The organism is Syntrophales bacterium (assembly GCA_023229765.1).
Lineage (GTDB): Bacteria > Desulfobacterota > Syntrophia > Syntrophales > UBA5619 > DYTH01.
Genome location: JALNYO010000011.1, coordinates 26,201 through 48,421 on the forward strand (window position 1 = coordinate 26,201; position 22,221 = coordinate 48,421).

21 protein-coding genes and 2 tRNA genes are annotated in these 22,221 nt (G+C 52.9%); 4 read left to right on the forward strand and 19 right to left on the reverse strand.

Annotation, left to right across the window (positions count from 1 at the left end):
* Positions 1–89: 89 nt before the first annotated feature.
* The 7 genes from M0P74_07895 to pstC form a co-directional block, all read right to left on the reverse strand.
* Positions 90–773, reverse strand: a complete 684-nt coding sequence (locus tag M0P74_07895; GenBank protein MCK9363505.1) for a Crp/Fnr family transcriptional regulator — start codon at positions 771–773, stop codon at positions 90–92.
* 156 nt (positions 774–929) lie between these two features.
* Positions 930–1,652 (reverse strand): winged helix-turn-helix domain-containing protein, encoded by a 723-nt coding sequence (locus tag M0P74_07900; protein ID MCK9363506.1) that lies wholly within the window; start codon positions 1,650–1,652, stop codon positions 930–932.
* 190 nt (positions 1,653–1,842) lie between these two features.
* The gene (locus M0P74_07905; GenBank protein MCK9363507.1) at positions 1,843–3,618 is read right to left on the reverse strand and encodes an ATP-binding protein; all 1,776 of its coding nucleotides are present in this window, start codon (positions 3,616–3,618) and stop codon (positions 1,843–1,845) included.
* The gene (phoU, locus tag M0P74_07910) at positions 3,615–4,304 is read right to left on the reverse strand and encodes a phosphate signaling complex protein PhoU (GenBank protein ID MCK9363508.1); all 690 of its coding nucleotides are present in this window, start codon (positions 4,302–4,304) and stop codon (positions 3,615–3,617) included. The genes M0P74_07905 and phoU overlap by 4 nt, the downstream gene beginning before the upstream one ends.
* Before the next feature lie 160 nt (positions 4,305–4,464).
* Positions 4,465–5,226, reverse strand: coding sequence for a phosphate ABC transporter ATP-binding protein PstB (pstB, locus tag M0P74_07915; protein MCK9363509.1), 762 nt, complete (start codon positions 5,224–5,226; stop codon positions 4,465–4,467).
* Between the two features lie 2 nt (positions 5,227–5,228).
* Positions 5,229–6,128 (reverse strand): phosphate ABC transporter permease PstA, encoded by a 900-nt coding sequence (pstA, locus tag M0P74_07920; protein MCK9363510.1) that lies wholly within the window; start codon positions 6,126–6,128, stop codon positions 5,229–5,231.
* Positions 6,125–7,012: a phosphate ABC transporter permease subunit PstC gene (pstC, locus tag M0P74_07925; GenBank protein ID MCK9363511.1), complete on the reverse strand. Its 888-nt coding sequence runs from the start codon at positions 7,010–7,012 to the stop codon at positions 6,125–6,127. Before pstC ends, pstA begins: the two co-directional genes overlap by 4 nt.
* Positions 7,013–7,291: 279 nt before the next feature.
* Between pstC and M0P74_07930 the strand changes: the two genes are divergently transcribed.
* The 3 genes from M0P74_07930 to M0P74_07940 are packed head-to-tail and all read left to right on the forward strand — an operon-like array spanning position 7,292 to position 9,365.
* Positions 7,292–7,585 carry a hypothetical protein gene (locus M0P74_07930; GenBank protein ID MCK9363512.1) on the forward strand — a complete coding sequence of 98 codons (294 nt, stop codon included), beginning with the start codon at positions 7,292–7,294 and terminating at the stop codon, positions 7,583–7,585.
* Positions 7,586–7,599: 14 nt separating this feature from the next.
* Positions 7,600–8,436 carry an HDOD domain-containing protein gene (locus M0P74_07935; GenBank protein ID MCK9363513.1) on the forward strand — a complete coding sequence of 279 codons (837 nt, stop codon included), beginning with the start codon at positions 7,600–7,602 and terminating at the stop codon, positions 8,434–8,436.
* 2 nt (positions 8,437–8,438) lie between these two features.
* Positions 8,439–9,365 carry a diguanylate cyclase gene (locus tag M0P74_07940; protein MCK9363514.1) on the forward strand — a complete coding sequence of 309 codons (927 nt, stop codon included), beginning with the start codon at positions 8,439–8,441 and terminating at the stop codon, positions 9,363–9,365.
* Between the two features lie 23 nt (positions 9,366–9,388).
* On the opposite strand, the gene M0P74_07945 is transcribed toward M0P74_07940, so the two are convergent.
* The 3 genes from M0P74_07945 to M0P74_07955 all read right to left on the reverse strand — a co-directional run bounded on the left by M0P74_07945 (position 9,389) and on the right by M0P74_07955 (position 13,574).
* Positions 9,389–12,001 carry a PEP/pyruvate-binding domain-containing protein gene (locus M0P74_07945; protein MCK9363515.1) on the reverse strand — a complete coding sequence of 871 codons (2,613 nt, stop codon included), beginning with the start codon at positions 11,999–12,001 and terminating at the stop codon, positions 9,389–9,391.
* An 87-nt stretch (positions 12,002–12,088) separates the two neighbouring features.
* Positions 12,089–12,550 (reverse strand): CBS domain-containing protein, encoded by a 462-nt coding sequence (locus tag M0P74_07950; GenBank protein MCK9363516.1) that lies wholly within the window; start codon positions 12,548–12,550, stop codon positions 12,089–12,091.
* 13 nt (positions 12,551–12,563) lie between these two features.
* The gene (locus tag M0P74_07955; GenBank protein MCK9363517.1) at positions 12,564–13,574 is read right to left on the reverse strand and encodes an NrpR regulatory domain-containing protein; all 1,011 of its coding nucleotides are present in this window, start codon (positions 13,572–13,574) and stop codon (positions 12,564–12,566) included.
* 533 nt (positions 13,575–14,107) lie between these two features.
* Here M0P74_07955 and M0P74_07960 point away from each other — a divergent pair.
* Positions 14,108–15,355: a Glu/Leu/Phe/Val dehydrogenase gene (locus tag M0P74_07960; GenBank protein MCK9363518.1), complete on the forward strand. Its 1,248-nt coding sequence runs from the start codon at positions 14,108–14,110 to the stop codon at positions 15,353–15,355.
* Between the two features lie 71 nt (positions 15,356–15,426).
* Here the strand turns inward: M0P74_07960 and M0P74_07965 are convergent.
* From M0P74_07965 to M0P74_08005, 9 genes are all read right to left on the reverse strand, one after another.
* Positions 15,427–15,521, reverse strand: a tRNA-Ser gene (locus tag M0P74_07965).
* A gap of 273 nt (positions 15,522–15,794) precedes the next feature.
* On the reverse strand, positions 15,795–16,841 hold the full coding sequence (locus M0P74_07970; protein ID MCK9363519.1) for a Fic family protein: 1,047 nt from the start codon (positions 16,839–16,841) through the stop codon (positions 15,795–15,797).
* 19 nt (positions 16,842–16,860) lie between these two features.
* Positions 16,861–17,109, reverse strand: coding sequence for a hypothetical protein (locus M0P74_07975; protein ID MCK9363520.1), 249 nt, complete (start codon positions 17,107–17,109; stop codon positions 16,861–16,863).
* Positions 17,110–17,186: 77 nt separating this feature from the next.
* Positions 17,187–17,354, reverse strand: a complete 168-nt coding sequence (locus M0P74_07980) for a hypothetical protein (GenBank protein ID MCK9363521.1) — start codon at positions 17,352–17,354, stop codon at positions 17,187–17,189.
* Positions 17,342–17,575, reverse strand: coding sequence for a hypothetical protein (locus tag M0P74_07985; protein MCK9363522.1), 234 nt, complete (start codon positions 17,573–17,575; stop codon positions 17,342–17,344). The genes M0P74_07980 and M0P74_07985 overlap by 13 nt, the downstream gene beginning before the upstream one ends.
* A 28-nt stretch (positions 17,576–17,603) precedes the next feature.
* Entirely contained in the window at positions 17,604–20,948 is a 3,345-nt protein-coding gene (locus tag M0P74_07990) for a pentapeptide repeat-containing protein (protein ID MCK9363523.1), read from the reverse strand.
* Between the two features lie 209 nt (positions 20,949–21,157).
* Positions 21,158–21,325: a hypothetical protein gene (locus tag M0P74_07995; protein ID MCK9363524.1), complete on the reverse strand. Its 168-nt coding sequence runs from the start codon at positions 21,323–21,325 to the stop codon at positions 21,158–21,160.
* 65 nt (positions 21,326–21,390) lie between these two features.
* A complete protein-coding gene (locus M0P74_08000) occupies positions 21,391–21,636 on the reverse strand; it encodes a hypothetical protein (GenBank protein ID MCK9363525.1) in 246 nt (81 codons plus the stop codon).
* A gap of 482 nt (positions 21,637–22,118) precedes the next feature.
* Positions 22,119–22,204: transfer RNA gene (locus M0P74_08005), tRNA-Ser, on the reverse strand.
* Positions 22,205–22,221: the final 17 nt, after the last annotated feature.

Below are 22,221 nucleotides of genomic sequence, written 5' to 3' on the forward strand. Positions count from 1 at the left end.
AGGATGATGACGTCAGAATGAAGATTGCGTGAAAAAATTTAAAGACCTGCCGGCAATTCTTGCTGCCTCGTCAATCAGGAAAGGTCATTTTATAATAACTTCTTACGCAATTTGTTGACGTCGAGAATCATGATCTTTTTTTCGGCTATTTCGATCAGCCCCTGCTCGCGGAGGTTGCGCAGCTCTTTGTTGACGCTTTCCCGGGACGCTCCGATCATCCCCGCGATGGTCGTCTGAGTGATGTTCAGCCGAATAACGCCGCCCTCTACTTCCTGAGAGCCGTTATTGCCGACAATTTCCAATAGCTTCTTCACAAGCCGGGAGGAAACATTCAGGAAAAAGATATCTTCGAGGAAATCGTCCGCCTTGCGCAGGCGCTTCGAGAGTGTCGAAAGTATTGTTTTTACAGCTCTCTCGTTATTGGCAACACAGGAGAAAAAATCCTCTCTGGTCAGAAAGTAGAGGGAAGTATCCTCGGCGGCGATAGCGTCGGCGGAACGCGGCAGGCCATCGAGCAAGGCCATCTCGCCGCAGAAATCACCGGCGGCAAGAACAGCCAGGATGACCTCGTCTCCATCTATCGACTGGCGCACAATCTTTACCTTTCCGGAGATGATCATATACAGGGTGTTTCCCTCTTCCTCCTTGCGGCAGAGGACTTCCCCCTTATGGAGCGTCTGCCTCCGGAGAAGTGCCGCCAGACGCCCGGTATCCTCGGCGCGCAGCGCCCGAAACAGCGGAACCTGCCTCAAAAGTATTTCCGGGTTTGTCATTAATTGACCTCCTTAATTTCTGAACACTCTCTTTCTTGCTGTGAACTACAGCCGGCGCAACCTGCCGGATAAGCTCATATACATCATGCAGACAGCCATTACCTATCACTTTTTCGCCAATAAAAATAGCTTTATGAAATTCGACTCTGAACCCGATTAAGATTCGGCAAACTTGTACCCGATGCCGCGCACGGTCAGGATGTAGCGGGGATTTTCCTTATCCGGTTCAATTACGCTGCGCAGACGGCTTATGTGAACATCAACGGTGCGGGGTTCGACAAACGCTTCATCGCCCCAGACGCGGTCGAGCAACTGGTCGCGGCTGTAAACACGGCCGGGGTGGAAGATAAAAAAATGCAGGAGTTTGAACTCCCGGGAACTGAGTTCGACCGGTTTGCCGTCAAGAGTCACCCTGTACGACCCTAAATCCATCTGGATTCCCCCGCAGGCAAGCAGTTCCCGCTGGTCGTCATCCGCTTTAGCAACATCAAGCTGCGCTTTCCGTTCGGACCGCCGCAAGACGGAGCGCACCCGCGCGATCATTTCCCGGACATGAAACGGCTTGGTGATGTAGTCATCGGCGCCGATCTCGAGCCCCAGTATCTTGTCGAGCGGGTCCGCTTTCGCCGTCAGCATGATTATGGGGATATCCGCCGTTTCGGCGTTTCCGCGCACCACCCGGCAGACATCCATCCCATTCATTTCCGGCATCATCAAATCGAGAATAACCAGATCCGGCTTTTTCGCCCTGATCAGCTCCAGCGCTTTGCGCCCGTTTCCGGCTTTTATGACGGAAAATCCTTCCTGTTCCAGATTGAAGGAAACCAGCTCCACAATGTCCTGCTCATCATCGGCAACAACGATTTGCTTTTTAGTCATGAGCGTTTCTCCGTTTGTAACTATTCAGCACTAAAAAAGATTGTCATTCCCGAAGGGGTAATCGGGAAAGCGGAGTTTAATGTTCATAAGCCAGCCTTAAAAACTTCGAAAATCATATATCCCCGATAGAAGCACTCGGGGATGACAGCATTATTCACAATCCCGATAGAAGCACCCGGGGATGACAGCATTATTCATTGTTATGCTGAATGGTTGCCTCCGTTTTTCTGAAAACCGGGAAAGAAAGCGAAACCGTCGTCCCTTTGCCCAGAGCGCTCTGTATGTTCATCCGGCCGCCGTGGGCCTTCATCAGATGCTTGACGATCGACAACCCAAGCCCGGTGCCGCCCAGTTTTCGGGAGCGCGTCTTGTCCGCCCGGTAAAAACGCTCGCCCAGTCGGGGAAGCTCCGCTTCCGGAATCCCCGGGCCGGTATCGGCGACGTTCAGCGCCAGAAAATCATCGCCCTCCGGCAGCGCCGTCAGGGAAATAATCCCGCCCTCCGGGGTAAATTTTAGCGCGTTATCTATTATGTTGATGAGTATCTGCGTCAGCCGGTCCCGATCGGCAAATATCAAAGGAAGGTCTTGCGGAATATCCCTCCGCATTGCCAAGCCCTTTTGCTCGGCCCTCCCCCCAGTAACAAGCAGCGCCTTTTCAACCGCCTCTGCCAGGGACAACCCTTCGCGCTGCAGACGCGCTTCCCCCAGTTCGAGAACGGAGAGGGTCGTAAGGTCATCCACCAGACGGTTAAGACGCTCGGCGTTTTCCCTGATCGTGTCTATGAATCTACCGGCCATTTCCCGATTTTCCAGCGCCCCCTGCCGGAGCGTCTCCGCAAACCCGATGATTGCCGTAAGCGGGGTGCGTATTTCGTGGGTTACATTCGCGACAAAGTCGGTGCGAATCCGTTCGAGACCCTTGAGACGGGTTACGTCATGAAACGCGAGGAGCATTTTTTGCTCTCCGCCCGTTTCGCTGTTCATCGCCGCAATCGTTACACTCATCACGACCGGATGTTCATCGCCAATGGCGATCTCCTCGCAGACGCTCTCCCCAGTTTCCCGAAAGCGCTTCAACGCATCATGAAGCCCGGCATTGCGCAAGACCTCTATCAGCGTTTTACCGATCGCCTCTTCCTGCGGCCGGGTGATCATCATCTCCATGCTGCGGTTCAGCGATTCGATCCTGCCTTCGGCATCGAGCAGCATGACCCCTTCTTCCATCCCTGCAAATACCGCTTCGAGCTTGTGCCGCGCCTCTTCGGCCCGCTTGATCCTCTCTCGCAGATATTCCACCATCTCTTTAATGTTTCCGGCAAGTTCTCCAATTTCATCCGGCGCTTTCACCAGCAGCGAACCGGAAAAATCGCCGGTGCGAACGCGGCCGGTAAAGAGGATCAATCTCCGGATCGGGGAAAGCAGTCGGACGGTAAGATATGCGGAAGTCAGAAGGTATATGATAATAATCGCGAGCAGGATCCCCAGAAACATCCGCCCCTTTGCGTCGGCAAGGAGGGCCACTTCGGTCACCGGACGGGCCAGACGCACATAGCCGGGGGTTCCCGAAGCAAGCGGAACAGCAACATAGAACATCTTCTCTTTGAGGGTGCTGCTGTAACGGGAGGCTTCTCCCTTGCCCCTCAAGCGGGCCTCCTGAATCTCGGAACGGTTCAGGTGGCTCTCCATTTCCCGGGGGGACGACAGCGTATCGACAAGAACTTTTCCCGCGGCGTCGATCAGGGTCAGACGCGCGCGCGCCAGGCGGGAGAGCTTTTCAGCGTTTGCCATGATCTCCGCAACCGGCATGGCGGCGATGATGCCCGCCTCCGCCGTCAGCTCTTCCTCGAACCGGACAAGCAGCTCCTTTTTGAGTTCGCTTTGCAGCCAGATGCTGGCGGTGGCGAACACCCCTATTCCAACGATAAGAAACGAAATCAGAAACTTACTGGAGAGATGACTCTTCATTTTTCCCCACTGGGAGACGGTTCGTGGCGGATGATTTTTCCCGTTATCATGTAAATTACCATATCCGCAATCCCCTCGGCATGATCGGCGATCCGTTCGAGGGTTTTCGAGATTTGCATGATATAGAGACTGACCTTGATGTTGCCGGGATCGGCAAGCATGTAAGTCACCAGTTCCCGAAAGATCTGTTCGTTGAGGTTGTCGATAACCGCATCCTCCGCCCGGACGCTCCTCGCCAGCTCAACGTCCTGCCGCACCATCGCGTCGAGGCTGTTTCTTATCATCTCCCGGCTTATTTCCCCCATCCGGGGCAGATCGACGTACGGCTTAAGCTGAGGGAAATCATTAAGAATAATCGCCTTCTCGGCGATGTTGACCACCATATCGCCGATCCGCTCCAGATGGCCGGTGATCTTGATCGCCGTCGTAATAAAGCGCAGGTCGCGCGCTGTCGGCTGTCGCAGGGCAAGAATGCGGATGCACCGCTCCTCCAGTTCGATATCAAGGCGGTCGATCTGGTCATCGCCTTTGATAATCTCCCGCGCTACGGCCGTATCTCGCTCCAGGAGCGCCTTGATCGCCAACTCCAGCGCCTTTTCCGTTTTTGCGCCGAGGTACAGCAGTCCGTCCCGAATTGCCTGCAACTCCCGTTCATATTCCCGGCTGGTATGCCGCGTCTCTTCCATTTTTTCTCCGATCTTTTTCCTGCTCTGAGAGCTTTGAATTTCTCCCGAAATGTTGTTAATTGTCATTCCCGTGAAAACGGGAATATGGTCTTTTCTGGAACTTATAGATTCCCGCCTGCGCGGGAATGACAAAAGGGTATAGATTTTCAAAGCTCTCGCTCTATCCAAAACGCCCGGTAATGTAGTCTTCCGTCTGCTTCACATCCGGGGTGGTGAATATCTTTTCAGTTTTGCCGAATTCTATCAGTTTGCCTATGTAAAAGAAACCGGTAAATTCCGAAACTCGGGCCGCCTGCTGCATATTGTGGGTAACGATGATGATCGTGTAGTGTTCCTTCAGTTCATCGATCAGCTCCTCGATCTTGGCGGTCGAGATCGGGTCCAGCGCCGACGTCGGCTCGTCCATCAACAACACCTCCGGCTTCATCGCGAGCGCCCGGGCGATGCAGAGACGCTGCTGCTGGCCGCCGGAGAGGGTCATCGCCGACTTCCCCAGGATGTCCTTAACCTCGTCCCATAAAACGGCCTGTTTCAGGCTTTCCTCCACGAGGGTTTCTATTGAATCCCTATCCGTTATTCCCGCCAGTTTCGGCGCGAAGGCGATGTTGTCAAAAATAGACTTCGGAAAGGGGTTCGGCTTCTGAAAAACCATGCCGATCTGCTGGCGGATCTGTACCGGATCAACCTCCGGGGCGTAGATGTTTTTCCCCTCGAACAGGATTTCCCCTTCGACACGGGTTCCGTCGATCAGGTCGTTCATCCGGTTGAAAAGCCGAAGCAGGGTTGACTTCCCGCAGCCGGAAGGCCCGATCAGGGCAGTCACCTTGTTCCTTTCAAAATCTATCGTGATATCCGACAGCGCCTTGAAGGATCCGTAGAAAAAATCAACGTTTTTTGCCTTGACAATCAGCTTTTCTTCCAAGCTTACCACCTTTTCTTTCTGCGAATAACGCTGCGGATGACGATCGCCACAAGATCTATTCCCAGAACCAGTGCAATCAGCACCAGCGCCGTCCCGTACTGCAGCGGCCTGGTCTGTTCTATGTTGGCGCCGGCGGTTGCCAGCACGTAGATATGATACGGCAGCGCCATCACCTCGTCAAAAATGGATTTCGGCAGCGCCGCGGTATAAAAGGCCGCCGCCGTAAACATAATCGGCGCCGTTTCCCCGGCCGCGCGGCCGACGCCGAGAATTGACCCGGTCAGAATGCCGGGAACCGCGGACGGCAGGACAATCCTCGCAATAGTTCGCCATTTGGAGACCCCCAGGGCCAGTGATGCCTCCCGGAAGGTCTGGGGGACCGCTTTCAGCGCCTCCTCCGACGCCCCGATAATGGTCGGCAGAATCAGGATGCCGAGGGTCAGGGAGCCTGCGAGGATGCTGGAGCCGAAATGGAGAAAGACGACAAAAAAACCGAGGCCGAAGAGCCCGAAAACAACGGACGGCACCCCGGCCAGACAATTGACGCCGATCCGGATGATCCGGATAAAGGCGCCCTGTTTGGCATATTCAATCAGGTAAATGGCAGATACGACTCCCAGCGGCAGGGCGACGGCAATTGCCCCGAAGGTCAGATACAAGGTGCCCACGAGCGCCGGCATGATCCCGCCTTTCGTCATCGAATCGGTGGGGGGCAGCGTCAGAAAATCCCAGGAGATCGCCCGAAAACCATTGACAAACAGAAAGGCAAGGATCCCCAGAAGCGCCAGCGTTATAGTAAAAGCCGCGAGCCGCACGAGGCCAAAAAAAAGGGCCTGCCGCAGATATCGCGCTTTATGAACGGTACGCCTCACTTTTACTTCCTGCGGATTCTCACTGTTCACAACGTGCCCGACCCCTCTTCCTTAAAGCGGTTCGAGATATGATCGGCAATCAGGTTAAAAACAAGGGTGACGACAAAAAGCACAATCCCGGTAGCGAAAAGGGCATGATAGTGGCCGCTTTGGAAAGGCGCCTCTCCCATCTCCGCGGCGATGCTCGCCGGCATCGGCCGCACGGAATCGAAAATGCTTCTCGGCAGCGCCGCAGCGCCTCCGGCGACCATCAAGACCACCATCGTCTCCCCGATCGCCCGCCCCATTCCCAGGATCACCGCCGTGGAGATTCCGGAAAGCGCCGACGGAACAACCACCCTTGTGATCGTCTCATATTTTGTTGCCCCGAGGGCGTAGGCTGCCTCCTTGAAATCGCGCGGAACCGCATGGAGGGCGTCTTCGGAAATGCTGGAGATCGTCGGGATCGCCATCAACGCGAGCATCAGCGAGGCATTCACAATATTGAGCCCCGTCGGCAGATCAAACGTCTGCTGCATCCACGGCGCCAGGATAACCATCCCGAAAAAACCGAGAACCACAGAGGGGAGACCGGCCAGCAGTTCGATAACGGCTTTAAGCGCCTCCTTGATTTGCCGCGGGGCCATTTCCGCTATGTAAATCGCGGAAAGAATCCCGAACGGAACGGCCAGCAGGCACGAAAAAAATGTAACAATAACCGAACCCACGATCAGGGGCCAGATCCCGTACGCCGGCGGCTCATCGGTCGGATACCAGAGGGGGCCAAACAGAAAATCCTGCAAGGACGTCAGATGGAAGAGCGGGAGTCCTTCCCGAAAGAGGAAATAGACAATCAGCGCCAGCATCAAAAGCGAAAGCATTGCAAAAAAGGCAAAAACATTTTTGATGATGATCTCTTTAAGCTTTCTGTTCATTATACGCCCCGCTTTTCTCCTGACGGCGCCTCTTGTAAAGTGCGCTTTTTATTAGCGCGGGTATTATAGCTGCGCTTTGTTGCAATATTATGACAGATTCATGAATATTGCATTAAATAAACGCTTCCCCCGACTCTTCCCCGGCGCCGCGGCATTCACCGCTCAACCTCCTTGCAAAAGCAGATGCCGCTGTGGGAAAAATATTGATTATTTTTAAACAATATCTTATGTGTCGAACGTTAAAAAGTTTTTACAGCGCCAACTGAAAAAAGGAGGCTTATGCCAAAAATTTCTACCGACAAGATAACGCCTGGCATGATTTTAACAAAACCGATACAGGGAAGCAACGGGATGATTTTGCTCACCGAGGGGACAGAACTTAACGAAAAGTGGATAGATCGTCTTGCAACAATGAGGATTGACGGCGTGTGGGTAGGCGCCGCCGAGCCGCTTATGCCCATCTCTGAGGCCCTCGCCGCTCTCGATGCACGATTTGAAGCAGTTCTGAAAGAGCCCTATATGGAAACATTAAAAAATATGGTACGGATCCATATCGAGAAACTATATGCATGAAGGGTTAAGGTATTTTGGAAATAATCGATATTACCAAGCAAAGAACGCGAATAGAGAACATCGTAGCGCTGCCGACGGTGCCGGGTTCACTGAAAAGAATTTCACAAATCCTTGAAAAACCGCACGTTACCCTGGATGAGATTGGCCACTTCATCTCCGCGGACCCGGCTCTGACCGCCCGGGTGTTGAGGATGGTAAATTCGGCCATTTACGGCTTCCCGGGACGCATTTCCTCTGTTTCGCACGCGGTTATGCTGCTGGGACTCAACGTGATTAAGGGAATGCTGCTGGGGATTTCGGTTTTTGACATCATGCAGAAATTAATGGACGGCCTGTGGGAACATTCCCTCGGCTGCGCCGTTATCGCCCGGACTATCGCTGAGAAAAAGGGGATAAGCGATCCGGAAGAGGTGGCAATAGCCGCTCTCATCCACGACATCGGCAAGGTCATTCTGATCATGGAGTTTCAGCAGGCATATGAAGGAGTGATGAAAGATGCAGCGGATAGGCGCGTTTCCGTAAGCGAGGCGGAAATAGCGGTTTTTCGGGAAACCCATGCGGCGGTCGGCATGTGGCTTTCCCAAAAATGGCGCTTTCCGCCCAAACTCGTCGAAGTGATCGGCTTCCACCACACCCCTCAGCTCGCCCAAATCGCCCCGCTGGAAACGGCCATTGTCCATTTTGCGGATGTCTTGATCAGGGCTCGCGGATTCGGCTTTGCCGGCGACCAGTTCGCCGCGGCAGTCCATCCGGCCGCCTTTGAGCTCCTCGCCCTTACCGGGGATGATATCTCGGAACTGTTGAATACTCTGGAAAAATCTCAAGATGAAGCGGAAGGATTTACCCTGTAGCTATGAAGACGGTACTAATCGTTTCCGATGAATTTGCCTTTAGAACTATTGCCGAGCGCATTCTTGCACCCTTTTTCCATGTCCTTGCCTTCAACAGAATGGCTTCCGCACTTGATTTCATCTTCAATGAGATCCCCGACATAGTGATCGTGGAGATCGTCAGCGGGGATGAAGCGACTGTGCAGAGGCTCAGCAACGTGAAGGAAGATCCACTGTTCAGCCAGATACCGGTTATTGCCGTCTTCAGGGAGGAACCTCTTGCCGAGGCGTGGGAAAGTCTCCTCGTTGAGGATTATCTAAGGAAGGACGATCTCGGGCGGGATCTGCTCTTGCGGGTCAATTTGGCAGTGACCCGTTACACCCGCGTTGTTGAAGTCAATCCGCTGACCCGGCTTCCGGGAAATATCTCCATCAACCGACAGATACAAAGGCGTTTGGACAAAGGAGAGGGCTTTGCCTTTGCGTACGCTGATCTTTCGGAATTCAAGCCGTTCAACGACAGGTATGGCTTTTCCCGGGGCGACGAGGTGCTCAAAATAACCGGGCGCCTCATTCTCAATATCGTCAAAAGCAAACAGCCGGCGGGAAGCTTCGTGGGACATATCGGCGGGGATGATTTTGTTTTTATTATGGAAAAAAGTCTTATCCAGGAGGCTTGCCGCGATGTTATCAAAGCCTTTGATAATATAATTCTCACCTTTTATGACCCCCAGGACAGGGAAAATAACGGCATCGAGTCGGTAGATCGCCGGGGCGTCTTGATGTCTTTTCCGTTCATCAGCCTTGCTATCGGCGTTACCGATACGGCAGGACGGAGCTTTACTCACTTCGGACAGGTGACAGGCGCCGCTTCCGAGATGAAGAACCTGGCGAAGAAAAAGCGGGACAGCTCCTTTAGCGTCGATAAACGCATCGTCCAACCGCTTTGAGGTTGAAAGGCGGGGCAAACGTTTCATTCAAGATAACAGACCGCCATACGGCTGTGCGGATCGGCAACAACCTTGGCGCTCATGCCGCCGGTGGCAGCCGGCAAATCAAAAACGCTGACTATTTCAAGATAGCGATTCGTTTCGGGAATAAGCTCGGTCAGGGCATTCGGAAGGTCGGCGAAGAGTTGCCTATTGAAGGAAGCCTCCGGATAACTTGGGTAAACCGGCATATAGATAATGTTCGCTTCTACAAGGTCCAAAAAGAAGTGAGTCCCGAAGGAAACATCCGGGAGCTGTCCCGTTTCCTCCCACGCCATTTCCACCAGCACCTTGGTATTATTGATGTCGGCATAGGTTACATTGACTCCCAGATCGATATTGCTGCTTCCCCACCGCCCCGGTCCTATCATGATGATGCCCCCGGTTTTTACGGAGGGGTGTTCATTGATCTTCCCGACCAGACGGCCGATTGTTTTCTTCAGTTCCAGCGAAGCAGACGCGTACCGGGCCGGATCTATAAACAGGATATAGCGAAGCGGAGGCGTAGCGCCGCCGCTTATCGTCCGGTTTGACCGGAAAAAAACTAATTCGGGGGCAAGCGCTGCGGGCAGTTTAATTGGGACTGAATCCCCGGGCAGAACCATCGGCCGGCATTGCAGCAGATTGATCCGGATCATCCCTTCGACATTCACCGCTGCGGTAAACTCCGTGTCTATCGGTTGTCCGTAAGCCTTTTCGAGAAGGGTAAGCATCGAACGGATGATTCGGATAAAATCGGTCTGCTGCAATAGATGGTTAAAGGTGAGTACAAGCGGCTCCTTAGTCGTTTCGAGACGGCCGGTCCAAGGGTCTGCCGGATATCCGTCCTTCATCAGGGAAACAAAAAGATGCAGGCTTGGATAGTCCCGGTCAGATAAAAGCTCCTCGACGGATTGACTCGTCAGTTCGTTTCGTTGCAAATCGATCAGATCAACATGCCCCTGTGAATACTTGGCGATCTGCGCGCCTGTTTCAGGGCGCAGATTGGGATGGCTAACCGCAACGATCCGGGGATAGTCGTCGCCGACACGGTCCACCGCCCGCGTTCCCAGGCCGAAAACAAGGCGAACCATCCCCTGTTTGGCATCTATGCGGTCCGTCCAGGCATAGAGATTCCGCGAAAAAGCAACACCGGCAAGACTCGGGAAAAAGCTCTGGCGATAAGGCGCCCCGGAAACACGCTGCACGAGAATCGCCATCTGCTCGTCGCTTTCGCCAAGCCCGCGAGCACGGCGATAGGCAAGGGCGTTCGGATTAAGGGCGCTGGCGTAAACCAGCTTTACAGCTCTCACGAAAGCATCCAGTCGTTCCTCGGGCGTCCCCTGGTTGGCACAGTACTCGCTGCGGTATTTCCCGGCAAACGCGTTTCCGAAACTATCCTCAAGCAGAGAGCTGGAACGGACAATTATCGGCGCCTGACCAAAATAGGCGATCATGTCCCGAAACTGCTCCATAATCTCCGACGGAAAACGACCGTCGAGAAACCGCTTCTCCGTCCCGGCAAATTCCTCGGGAGAAATATGAGCCGAGCGTGATAGGTCGAGACGAAGGCGGAACAGATCATTGTTTACCAGAAAGGTAAAAAATACGTCCGATCCGATATAGAAAGAGTCGTGCTCTTCAAGTATCTTTGTAAAGTCGACTTCAGTCGGGTCCGAAACGATGATGCGACGTGCCAGGAGCATGCCGGCGGCTTTTCCCCCGATCCGCCCCGAGCCAATGAGACGTTCCCGGATGGCGAAGAGATCGTCGAGGGTTATGTAGGAGTCCACCAGGCGGTTAAACTCGGGATGGGTTCCTATCATCATCCGTGCAAACTCCTGTTTGAGAGCGGATACTTCCGGCTCATTTTCATCGAAATCGGCATCTGACTCATGGTACTGCAAAAGACGGCGATAGACGCTTTCCCACGGAGCGATTGACCGGTCGCGCAGATGAAATGGCTTTCTGTCGGCAACGGTCGCTACAGCCGCCGCATCGCCGCTTACGAAGATCGGCGTCCATATTTTGCCCACCATCTCATGAGGGAGAAACATATGGGGGGACTGGCGTTCCCAGACCTTGAGCGGGTGGAAATACATCCTCCCGTCAACACTGTAAACGTCGAGCAGCAGCTGTGTGGTGTCCCTGATACGGGCAACGGCACTGCTGCCGTGACGGCCGCGGGTAAGGGCGAAGTAGGCAACCGTATCAAGTTCAAACAGAAAAGGGCAAGTAACCTGGAAAAAGTTGGCAACGAGTTCGTCGGTCGCCCATTCTACGACCAGTGCCGACAGGTTGTCGAAAACATAGAATGCCTCCCTTCCCGCCTTCGCGATGATCTTGTGGACGGCGCTGCTGAAAAAGTCAAACCCGCGCTGGGGATCGACCGTAATCGTCCGCAGACCCTCGATATCCGGCAGTACCGGCGGGTGCGGAGCAAAGCGCAGATAAATGCACCGCCGCCCCTCCGCTATCGCCTGTCGGGCAAACGGCTCGGTAAAATGAGTGTAATCATCAATGTTCTCAACCCGCCAGACAACGTTGTCGCCAAGCCTTAGTCCCTGAACTACCTGGTCGAGGGCGGGCAAACCGCTCGACACGGTTTTAGTTTCCATGATGCAAGCATCCTTTCAGCGCCTTATCTCTAATATTCCATCTTTTGCGCATTTATCTGCTCTGAGACGCTTATCTTAAATTGTCTTCTATTTGCCGCTGTCAGGGATAAGAGTGCGAATGATATCCTCCTTGCCGATGACGCCCACCAGAAAACCATTTTCCAGAACCGGCAGCGTGTGAATGTTGTTTTTTACCATCAAGGTGGCAATTTCTTCCAGGCTCGTTTCCGTATCGACCGTTACCGGATCGGCAGTCATGGCCTCGGATACAGTTACTGCCGCCATCTTCTGCACCTCTTTTTCAATCTGCTTCGGGGAACTTATCGGTATTGTTCCCCCGAGGAGAACAAAGAAGGAGGGAAGAGGGATCTTCCCCTGCTGAACCATCAAATCCGATTGACAGATGATTCCCTTCAGGAACCCCTCTCTATCGATGACGGGCAGGCCATTAATGTGTTTTTCCAGAAGCAGGGCGGCGGCCTTGGTTATTTCAGTATCGGGATAAACGGTAATTACCCGCTCTGTCATTATATCCTTTGCCTTTATCATATCTTTTCCTCCTTTATTTTAGGTAATCCCTGATGCGGCTTTCCATCTCTTCGTACCTGAAGAGCCGGTTGAAATCGATAAGGCCTGCCATCGCCCTTGAATAGGCGCGAACCCCGGTTTCTTCGAGAATAGACACGGGATTCAGCCCCCCGATAATGATTGCCCCGATGCGGCCCTCCGCTACGGGAATGTCAAGAACAGCTTGACCGGGCTTGCCAATTTTTACCAGCCCCCCGAGTCCGATCCTTCCCAGCTTCTCCGTAAGCTGCTCCACCGCTTCGAGGCTTTCCGCGGGGAACTCCCGGAAGCTGGCCCCAATCCTGCCGTTTCCCGTCTGCACAACATCAAGGTAATTTGTCATGCCGCTTCTGATGAAAATCTCCAGAGGATCGATGCTTGTTCCATCGTACATGATGATTTCAACAAAGCGGGCCGGTTTTTTGTCCACCATTTCCAGGAGACCGCCGAATCGCGATGTGACCGGAATGCCGTGCTTCAGCATAACTCCATTGAGGGTAATGGAACAGACGGTTCCTATCCCGATCATTCCTTCGGGGATTTTGATGTACCCACAGCTTTCGCCGGGGCCCAAAAACGTCAGAAGCTGTCCCATGGCATAACCGTTTTCGTAAACTTTTGAGATCATAGGTATATTTTTGGCCAGCAGGCCTGGCTCCACCACGGTTACATTGATCAGAACGGATCCGGCGGCAGTGTTCAGATTGAAATCCATCCGGTACGTCAATTGGTCGATCTTGGAGGACAAAAATCCGACACGCTCGATAATCCGAAAGGATTGGAGTTCTTCCATACCGCGAACGGTGATGGCGTGCCCCCTTTTGCCGTTACTGTCGGCCAGGCCCTCAGCAACCATCTTCTGCAAATAGAGACGCACCGTCCTTTCGCTGATCTCATGGCCGAGAGATGCCAGTTCCTCGGCAACCCGGGAACTGCTGAGCGGGTCTTTCGCGTTTTTCATAACATTCAAGATTAGAATTTCTTTTCTTTTTTTCTTGTCTTCCATAGTCTTTTCCTTCTTATTGAGCTTATTGTGGCGCAGGTAAGCATATATGACAATGGTATGTCAACTTGATAGTTTGGAATAAACGCGCTCCTGATCCCCGGAATAGCTCTCAATTATTCGCTGGAAAGTATTTAACCCATCCGGCAATAATTGGTAGCACAACCGGCATAATTGCCGATAATGCTGAGCATGTAAATTAAAGTCAAGCATTTTTATTTTCGCGATGTTTTATGTTACCATTCTATAATACAATACATTTACTAAAAAAACTTGACAGGGAACAAAGAGCTTGGTAAGGACTCCGCGAATTGAGGGCGTGCTTATACGGCAATGGTATTCCGATGTGACGGTAATGTGTGGCCGATGAATAAATATCTCCGGCGTAATGGCTATCGATTAAAATTGAGGCGAAAATAGTCCACATCGGTAGCTTATGCCGGATGAATCTATGAGTGAATATCAGTAGTTCCATAATGATTGAGCGTTCTTAACAAACAAGGGAAGTAGTAAATTTATCAAAGGAGGTAAGAAAAATGGCAAAAGAAAATCCGTTTGTGGTTGCGCAGCAGCAGCTTGATCAGTGCGCGAAGATACTAAACCTCGATCCCGGAGTGCAGGCAGTTCTCAGGGTTCCTTCACGAGAGCTCCACGTGTCGATCCCGGTGCGTATGGACGACGGCTCTCTAAAGGTTTTCCAGGGGTTCCGCATCCAGTACAATGACGCGAAGGGGCCGTGCAAGGGGGGAATCCGCTTTCATCCCGAGGAAACCGTCGATACCGTCCGCGCCCTCGCCGCTTGGATGACCTGGAAATGTTCACTGCTCGATCTGCCGCTTGGCGGCGGTAAGGGCGGGATAATCTGCAATCCCAAAGAACTGTCGCAGGGAGAGCTGGAGAGGCTCAGCCGTGCCTATATCAATAAGGTAGCGGCAATCATTGGCCCAGACAAGGATGTCCCGGCGCCGGATGTTTACACTACCCCCCAGATCATGGCCTGGATGATGGACGAATATTCCAAAATGTCCGGGAAAAATCAGTTTGGCCTGCTTACCGGGAAACCACTGGCAATCGGCGGTTCCAAGGGACGAGGCGATGCCACGGCCAGGGGAGGCCTCGTCACGGTTCGCGAGGCGGCAAAAGAACTGGGCATTGACCTTTCCAAGGCAACAATCGCCGTCCAGGGGTTCGGCAATGCCGGATACTACGCTGCCTACCTTGCCGAAAAGATTTACGGGGCCAAGGTTGTCGCCGTTGGCGATTCGAAGGGATGCATCCTGTCCGATGACGGCCTCGACGCGCAGAAGGTGGCAAGTCACAAGGCGCGCACATCCACTGTCTGCGATTTCCCAGGCGCTAAATCAATCAGCGACGAGGAACTGCTCTCCCTTGATGTTGACATTCTCTTTCCGGCCGCCCTTGACGGGGTAATTACCGGCGCCAACGCCTCCACTGTCCGCGCCAAAATTGTTGCCGAGCTTGCCAACGGGCCTACAACGCCGGAGGCTGATGAGATTCTTTACAAAAACGGCGTCCACCTGATTCCCGACTTCCTCTGCAATGCCGGCGGGGTTACGGTATCCTACTTCGAGATGGTACAGAATTTCTACATGTACTACTGGGAGGAGGAAGAGGTACATAAACGCCTCGACCAGAAGATGACGACCGCCTATCACTCGGTTCTCGACACCTCTAAAAAGTACAATGTAAACATGCGGCAGGCTGCATACGTTGTCGCCGTCGAACGGGTAGTGGAAGCGATGAAGGTTCGCGGCTGGGTGTAACATCAGTTCTTACAGCAAAAAAAAGGGGAGACGGAATGTCTCCCTTTTTTTATTTTCCGCTCGGTAAAAAATGGCGGAGAGAGCGGGATTTGAACCCGCGGTACACCTTTAAGGGGCGTACAATCGCTTAGCAGGCGATCGCTTTCGGCCACTCAGCCATCTCTCCGTGATCTTTCTATGTCTTCTTGCCGATGCTGAAATCGGACTTTTATAACTGGCGGAGGGAGCAGGATTGGAATTAACAATCCAACTATCTAATATCAAAATAATTAATTAGATGTAAATTTATTCGATACCCCCAAAACAAAAAACCACCGCCGTTTTTTCGATGCGCAAGTTACCATCACCCGTGACAAGATGCAAGCCCATATTTAGGGATACGGTAAATCGCCCAGATCACAAAATCGACAACCAAATCGACAACCAAATCGACAACCGGTTATCGCATCACATAATAGCTGGCTCTGGCCTGACCTTCGCGTTTGACAATTTCCAGATCAACCAGCTTGCCGATTTCCTTGAGAGCCGCCTGCCTGCTTGTTTTAAACATTGCTGCCACGTCGCCGCTATTCATTTTGCCGTGCTTATTGATGTATTCCACAATCCGCATTTGTTTTTCCGTCAGGGCGATCTGGCCTTTATTTTTCGTCTTGACGCGCTCCGTGCTCAAACGAACAACGCGTTCGCGCACGGCATCAATACTGACCGCTACACCTTCCACAAAATATTCCAGCCAGCCGGTCAGATCGCGCTTTTGTGGATGAACGGCCCGCAATGCCTTGTAATATTCTGTCCTATCCATATCGTAGTAGTCGTCCAGACAGAAAAACCGTTTGGTATCAAAACCGCGTAAGCGGAGAATCAGGGCCGCGATGACGCGGGCTGTTCTGCCGTTGCCGTCAACAAACGGATGAATCCGGACAAATTCATAATGGGCAATACCCGCCATAATAACCGGATCAAGCCCGCGGGCCTTATCTGAATTAAACCATTGCACGTAATCCTGCATCAGTTGGGGGATTTCTATGTTGGCGGGCGGCCGGAAAGATATTTCACCGGTCAGCCGGTTGCCCACCACCACATATTTATTGGTCTCACTGCGGTAAGCGCCGCAATCCCGAGGGTCGTCAATAGTGTTGACCGTCAGCAGTTTCTGGATATTTTTTATGTTCACTTCCGAAATTTCACCATTTGTGGACAGGGTATCTAATTTTTCCAATACACTAATATAATTAAGAACTTCTTCCTTGTCTTTTCGCTTGGCCATAATTTTGCGCCCGGAGGCAAGATCGCTTACCTGCTCCAAAGACAGGTTGTTTCCCTCAATGCTGGTCGAGGAATGTGCGCTGCGAACAATGGCCTCCCGGCGCAGGGATATTTCCCACCGGGGAATCAGCGGTGAACCGAGGATAACCTCCCTTGCCGCGGCTATCCGGGTTAAAAGACCAATCATCTGATCCGAGTATTTGTATTTCGGTTTAAACATAAGGATCGCCTTTCCCCCTTTATTCGTCATCGCCATTTTCAACGTTGGTGTTTCCCATGCGGTACTTGATGTCGTAGTTGATGATGAAGTCCAATTCCTCGTCGGTGAAGCCGTAGTGCTGTGCAAGAACTTTGTCGATTTCATCTATGACTGGTTTTGAAAGACGTGGAGCAAATACTTGGCAAGCGTCCGATGAATCCGTCTTACGAAGTATTTGCAGTCGCGGTAGAAGGCAGCCGCCAGCAATGGACAACTCCAGTGACGGCATGATCTTTGACAGTCTGTATAGGGGAAATGGTTTTAAAAAGCAAGGTGCAGTGAGGCGAGGAACGCTATAGGCGCATCTCAGGCATTTTCCGTAAGCAGCAGGCCGCGCTTATCCTTGGGGAGCGGTTTCCAGACATCGGGCAGCAACTCCCGCAGACGACTGACCGGATGGCTCATAATCCTCCGCAGCATGTCGCAGACGCCACGGTACAGATAGATGCGGGTGGCCGCCGTCAGACCGAACATCGCAAGCCACCGTTCAGCGTTTCAACGACCAGGCGCAAGGTGAAAGGATCGAAGCCCCGTTCAACCTCAACGTAGAGGTTATTGCCAAAGCGGAGATGGACGCCGGCGGACGCGGGGGCCACAAGCCTGGCTGTCTTCAATTCCAGGAAGCCGCCGGTTACGGCCTCCCGCTCTTTGAGCCTACGCCTTATGGTATAAAAAAATAGACGCCTGCACGTCATTCAGAACAGGCGTCTATATGGTTGGAAGCTATATCGAAGGAGTTGAAGGTCTTCTCCGGCCGCTACGTATTCCCAAGGTCAGAAGGGCACAGACGAAAAGAAGCGCAAGTGCCACTGGGATAAATCCAACTTGGAGGCTGAGCCAGGCGATTCCGATTGCAGGTAAAAGCAATATCCTCACAGCTGCACTCAACACACTGTGCCGGGAAATAACGTCGGCGATCGGCGGCGATACTCGGTAGTACCATTCGACAAAGGAACTGCCGGTAGATGAAACCAGTAGCACCCTGTCCCTGAAAGTTCTGAGGATGTTCACGAAGGGATGGAGGTACGAGCCGTAAGCGGCGGTGGCAATGAAGCAACCGCTTTTCCCGCCGCTATCTGTTGTCGATACAACTCCCGGTCCTCCGGGATCCCTGATGATGCCAAAGGCGGGATTCTTGTCCCACTCGTCGTTGTCATAAAGGGTCAGGATGCCGTTTCCCAGCGCATCGACCTTGAAGTTTGGATATTCCTTGAGGGTACCGTCCGTGCCTACCTTGTACCATTTGGTATCGGCGGCAAAGGGTGCGGGAGGAATGATCACCACGTCGGTGCGGTTCGTGTTGTTGGCGATACTGACGGAAAAATCAAAGAGGCCGAGGGGAAGGCTGATGTTCGAAGGGGCAATGGTAACATCGGGTTTCAGGTTGCCGCCCTTGTCCATAGAGTATCCGGAATCGGTCAGGGGGCGTATCGTTTCCATGAGGTTGGCATCCGATGCGGCTATGATGACCGCGGCGCCCTGGCCGCCCTTGGAGCCTACGACACGCACGACATTCGTATTCATCGTGGCAAGAGTCTTGCTGTTCTGATCCTTTATTGCCCCGGCTGCCCCCCTTATGGCCGTGAGTGTGCCCTGTTGGGATAAAAGATCCTTGCCTGCGGCGATGAGCGTGCTGAGTTTGGTATCGGCGAGGGGGATGTTACGTCCCTGCGCATCTTTCAGCCCCTGAGCGATAAGAGGATTCCCGAAGTCATCTTCATCCAGCGGTTTGGCAGGGGTGGTGAACGAAATAGGACCCACTGCATCCATGACCTCGTCTGTCGTGGAGACGTCGAGTACATAGTACTGGTAGTTTCCCTCGTAATGGAGCACACCTTCGATCACCTTGACACTCAGGCCGGTGGTCTCTATGGCAAGAAGGGGCTTCTCGCCTTCGTAAAGAACGAAGTATCTTGTTTTCAGGACTAAGGGTTGCGGGGACGTTGTGACGAGAGACTTCACCGCGGCAAAGGCGGACTTCACGGCGCCGGCGAAGAACTTTGCCGCAGAGGCCGTTTCCCCGGGCAGGGAGAGTTCCGGCGTGAGCGAATCAAATGCTATAGTGCCGGTGGACGAGGATGGCTTAACGCTCTTTAGGCATCTGCCGATAGAACCCCAAGTGCATGAGGATCCATCCACCCATGTTGCCCAAGTAACGTTTCCCCCTCTCAGGTCTATCCCGGTCACGTCTGCTCTAAGCAGATTTGCCCCGGTCAAATTCGCGTCCTTCAAGTTTGTCTTAGAGAGGTTTGCTCCCTGTAAGTTAGCATTGCTAAGGTTTGTTCCCTGCAGGTTTGTTCCCTGCAGGTTTGTTCCTTGCAGGTTTGCCCCTGCCAAGCTTGCTCCTTGCAGGTTCGCCCCTGATATGTTAGCCCCATGCAAGTCAGTCCCCCATAGATTTGCCCCACTAAGATTTACCCCTCCTAGGTTTGCCCCGCTCAGGTCTGCCCCACTGAGGTTCACTCCGGACATGTCTGCCAAGGGAAGATTTGCTCCAGCCAACTTAGTCCCTGCAAGGGATGAGCCCGGAAATAAGACCTCGCCGTAAGATGATAGCCCGGTCAAGTCTGCTCCAGTAAAGTCTGTAGTCCCCCAATAAGTTCGATCACTGGCAAGTTTTATACCGTTCAGATTTGCATTCCTCAAATCTGAATCATTCAACCCCAGATCAAGGGTTAGACCTGCAAAATTTACCCCACTCAGATTTGACTTCCAAAATCGCAAAAATCCGACGATAGTAGCACCTGTCAGCCTTGCGCCTGATAGGTTCACTCCTTCATAGCCATTGGTGCCGTCCATTTCTAATACTGTCCCACTAAGGTCAGCGTTAGCTAGATTTATGCCATCTAGTTCTGCATGTTTCAGGTTTGCCTGAGACAGGTTTGCATAGGGCATATAGGCCCATTTCATGTTCGCACTCGTGAGAATTGCTTTGCTCAGATTGGTGTAGCTCAAGTTTGCTTCTTGTAAGTTTGAGGCGTCCAGGTTCGCTCCGGGTAGGTATGCCTGGGTTAGATTGGCCTTGTACATTGACGCTCTTTGTAGGTTTGTGTTAGCCAGGAATGCCTCGTGGAGATCTGCCCCGTTTAGAATGGCCCCGCCCAAGTCTGCCTGCGTCAGGTCAGCGGCATATAGGTTAGCCCCCTCGAGGCTTGCGGATATAAGTTTTGCCCCCTTCAGGTTTGCCCGGGAAAGGATCGTCCCGGCCAAGTCTGCCCCGCTCAGGTCCGCCCCGGCCAGATTTGCCCCGGCCAGGTTTGCTCCAGCCAGGTGGCCGTTCGGACATTGATTCGTGCTCAGGAGCCTGTCCACGTCCGCCTGCCTAAACACCCCGGTACATGCTCCGATGGACCCGTTGCCGCAAATCACTCCGTCGGTCCACATGGCGCCGGCCAGTTGAGCATTGTCAAGGACTGCTCCCGTTAGATTTGCTGCAGTCAGGTTCGCCGCATACAGGTAAGCACCGCTCAGATTGGCGCCACTGGCATCTGCCCCGCTCAGATTCGCCCATCTGAGGTCCGCCTCTCTTAGATCGGCGCCTCTCAGGTCGGCACTGCCCAACTTAGTTCCGAACAGTTTTGCGCCCCTGAGCCCTGTCTTGTTCAGGTTTGCGCGACTCAGGTCGGCATTGGAAAGGTCTGCTGCGCCTAAGTTGACCCCGGCCAGGTTCAGATCAGGCAGATTTATCCCGGATAGGTTTACCCCTGTCAGCTTTACCTGGAACAGTTTTGCCCCGTTCAATTTCGCTCCGCTCAGGTTGGCTGAGGTCAGGTTTGTGTTGGTAAGGTTGGCATTCGTCAGGTTCGCTCCGCTCAGGTTGGCGCCACTCAGGTTAGCCCCGCTAAAGTCCGCCGCTGCAAACGCTCCCCCGCTTAGATTAGCCCCACTCAGGTCGCAGGGTGTGTCAAGATAACCCACACTGCATTCCCCTTTATCGTTCAGGTAGTCCAGATCATCCTGCACATACGCACGCGCCTCTCCAGGTACCAATCCAGAAAAAATAACCAAGACGCACAATACAAACAGCACTAAACCTCCCGACGTTCCCCGGCTAAACTCTCTTTGCATCTCCATGTCTCCTTCTGTCTGTAAAACCTGTTTTGGCCTAATACCGTAACCGTCCGATGAACCCGCCTTGCGAAGTGTTTGCAGTCGCGGTAGAAGACGGCCGCCAGCGATAGACAACTCCAGTGACGGCATGATCTTTGACAGCCTGTATAGGGGAAATGGTTTTAAAAAGCAAGGTGCAGTGAGGCGAGGAACGCTATAGGCGCATCTCAGGCATTTTCCGTAAGCAGCAGGCCGCGCTTATCCTTGGAGAGCGGTTTCCAGACATCGGGCAGCAACTCCCGCAGACGACTGACCGGATGGCTCATAATCCTCCGCAGCATGTCGCAGACGCCACGGTACAGATAGATGCGGGTGGCCGCCGTCAGGCCGAACATCGCAAGCCACCGTTCAACGTTTCAACGACCAGGCGCAAGGTGAAAGGATCGAAGCCCCGTTCAACCTAAACGTAGAGGTTATTGCCAAAGCGGAGATGGATGCCGGAGGACGCGGGGGGCACAAGCCTGGCTGTCTTCAATTCCAGGAAGCCGCCGGTTACGGCCTCCCGCTCTTTGAGCCTACGCCTTATGGTATAAAAAGATGTTGTCGGAATCTGGTTCTCCCGGCAATAGGCGGCGATGGTCATCCCGCTTGTCCGCTGGCCCTCGATGATCTCCCGCCACTGGGCGTGCCGTTCTTCTTTTGTCATATCTCTCTCCCGGTCTTGAATTTTATCGCTATCGGGAGGCACAACCCAAATCAGATTGTATGAGGTAATTGCAAAACTCCCAATTCTGTCATTCCGGCGACGCTTCTGGGCGGGAAAGCGAAGCTTAATGTTCATAATCAAGCTTGTAACTGCCTAAAATTATGGATGCCTGATAAAAGTATTGTGTACATTAAGCTCCGCTTTCGGGCATGACAAAACGTTTTACAATTGCCTCTCTTTCTTTTGAGGTTTCACGGTTCGTACTTTGACTTCAGAAAGGGGCGCGATTCTTTTTGGCAGAAATGCGTCCTCCCTGTTTTTGGGGCTTTTCATTTTCTTTGGGGGCCTTTTGTCGGGCAATCGGCCCCCAAAACTGCCGGATTTCGATAGACTTTATGGTACGCCTTTGGACAAACGACAAGAAAAAACCCGCTATTTCTAACGGGTTTTTATCTTTCTTTGGACTTCCTTGGATTATGTACTGGCGGAGGGAGCAGGATTCGAACCCGCGAACCTTTCGGTCAACGGTTTTCAAGACCGCCGCCATAGACCACTCGGCCATCCCTCCATGTATTTCTTATCTTT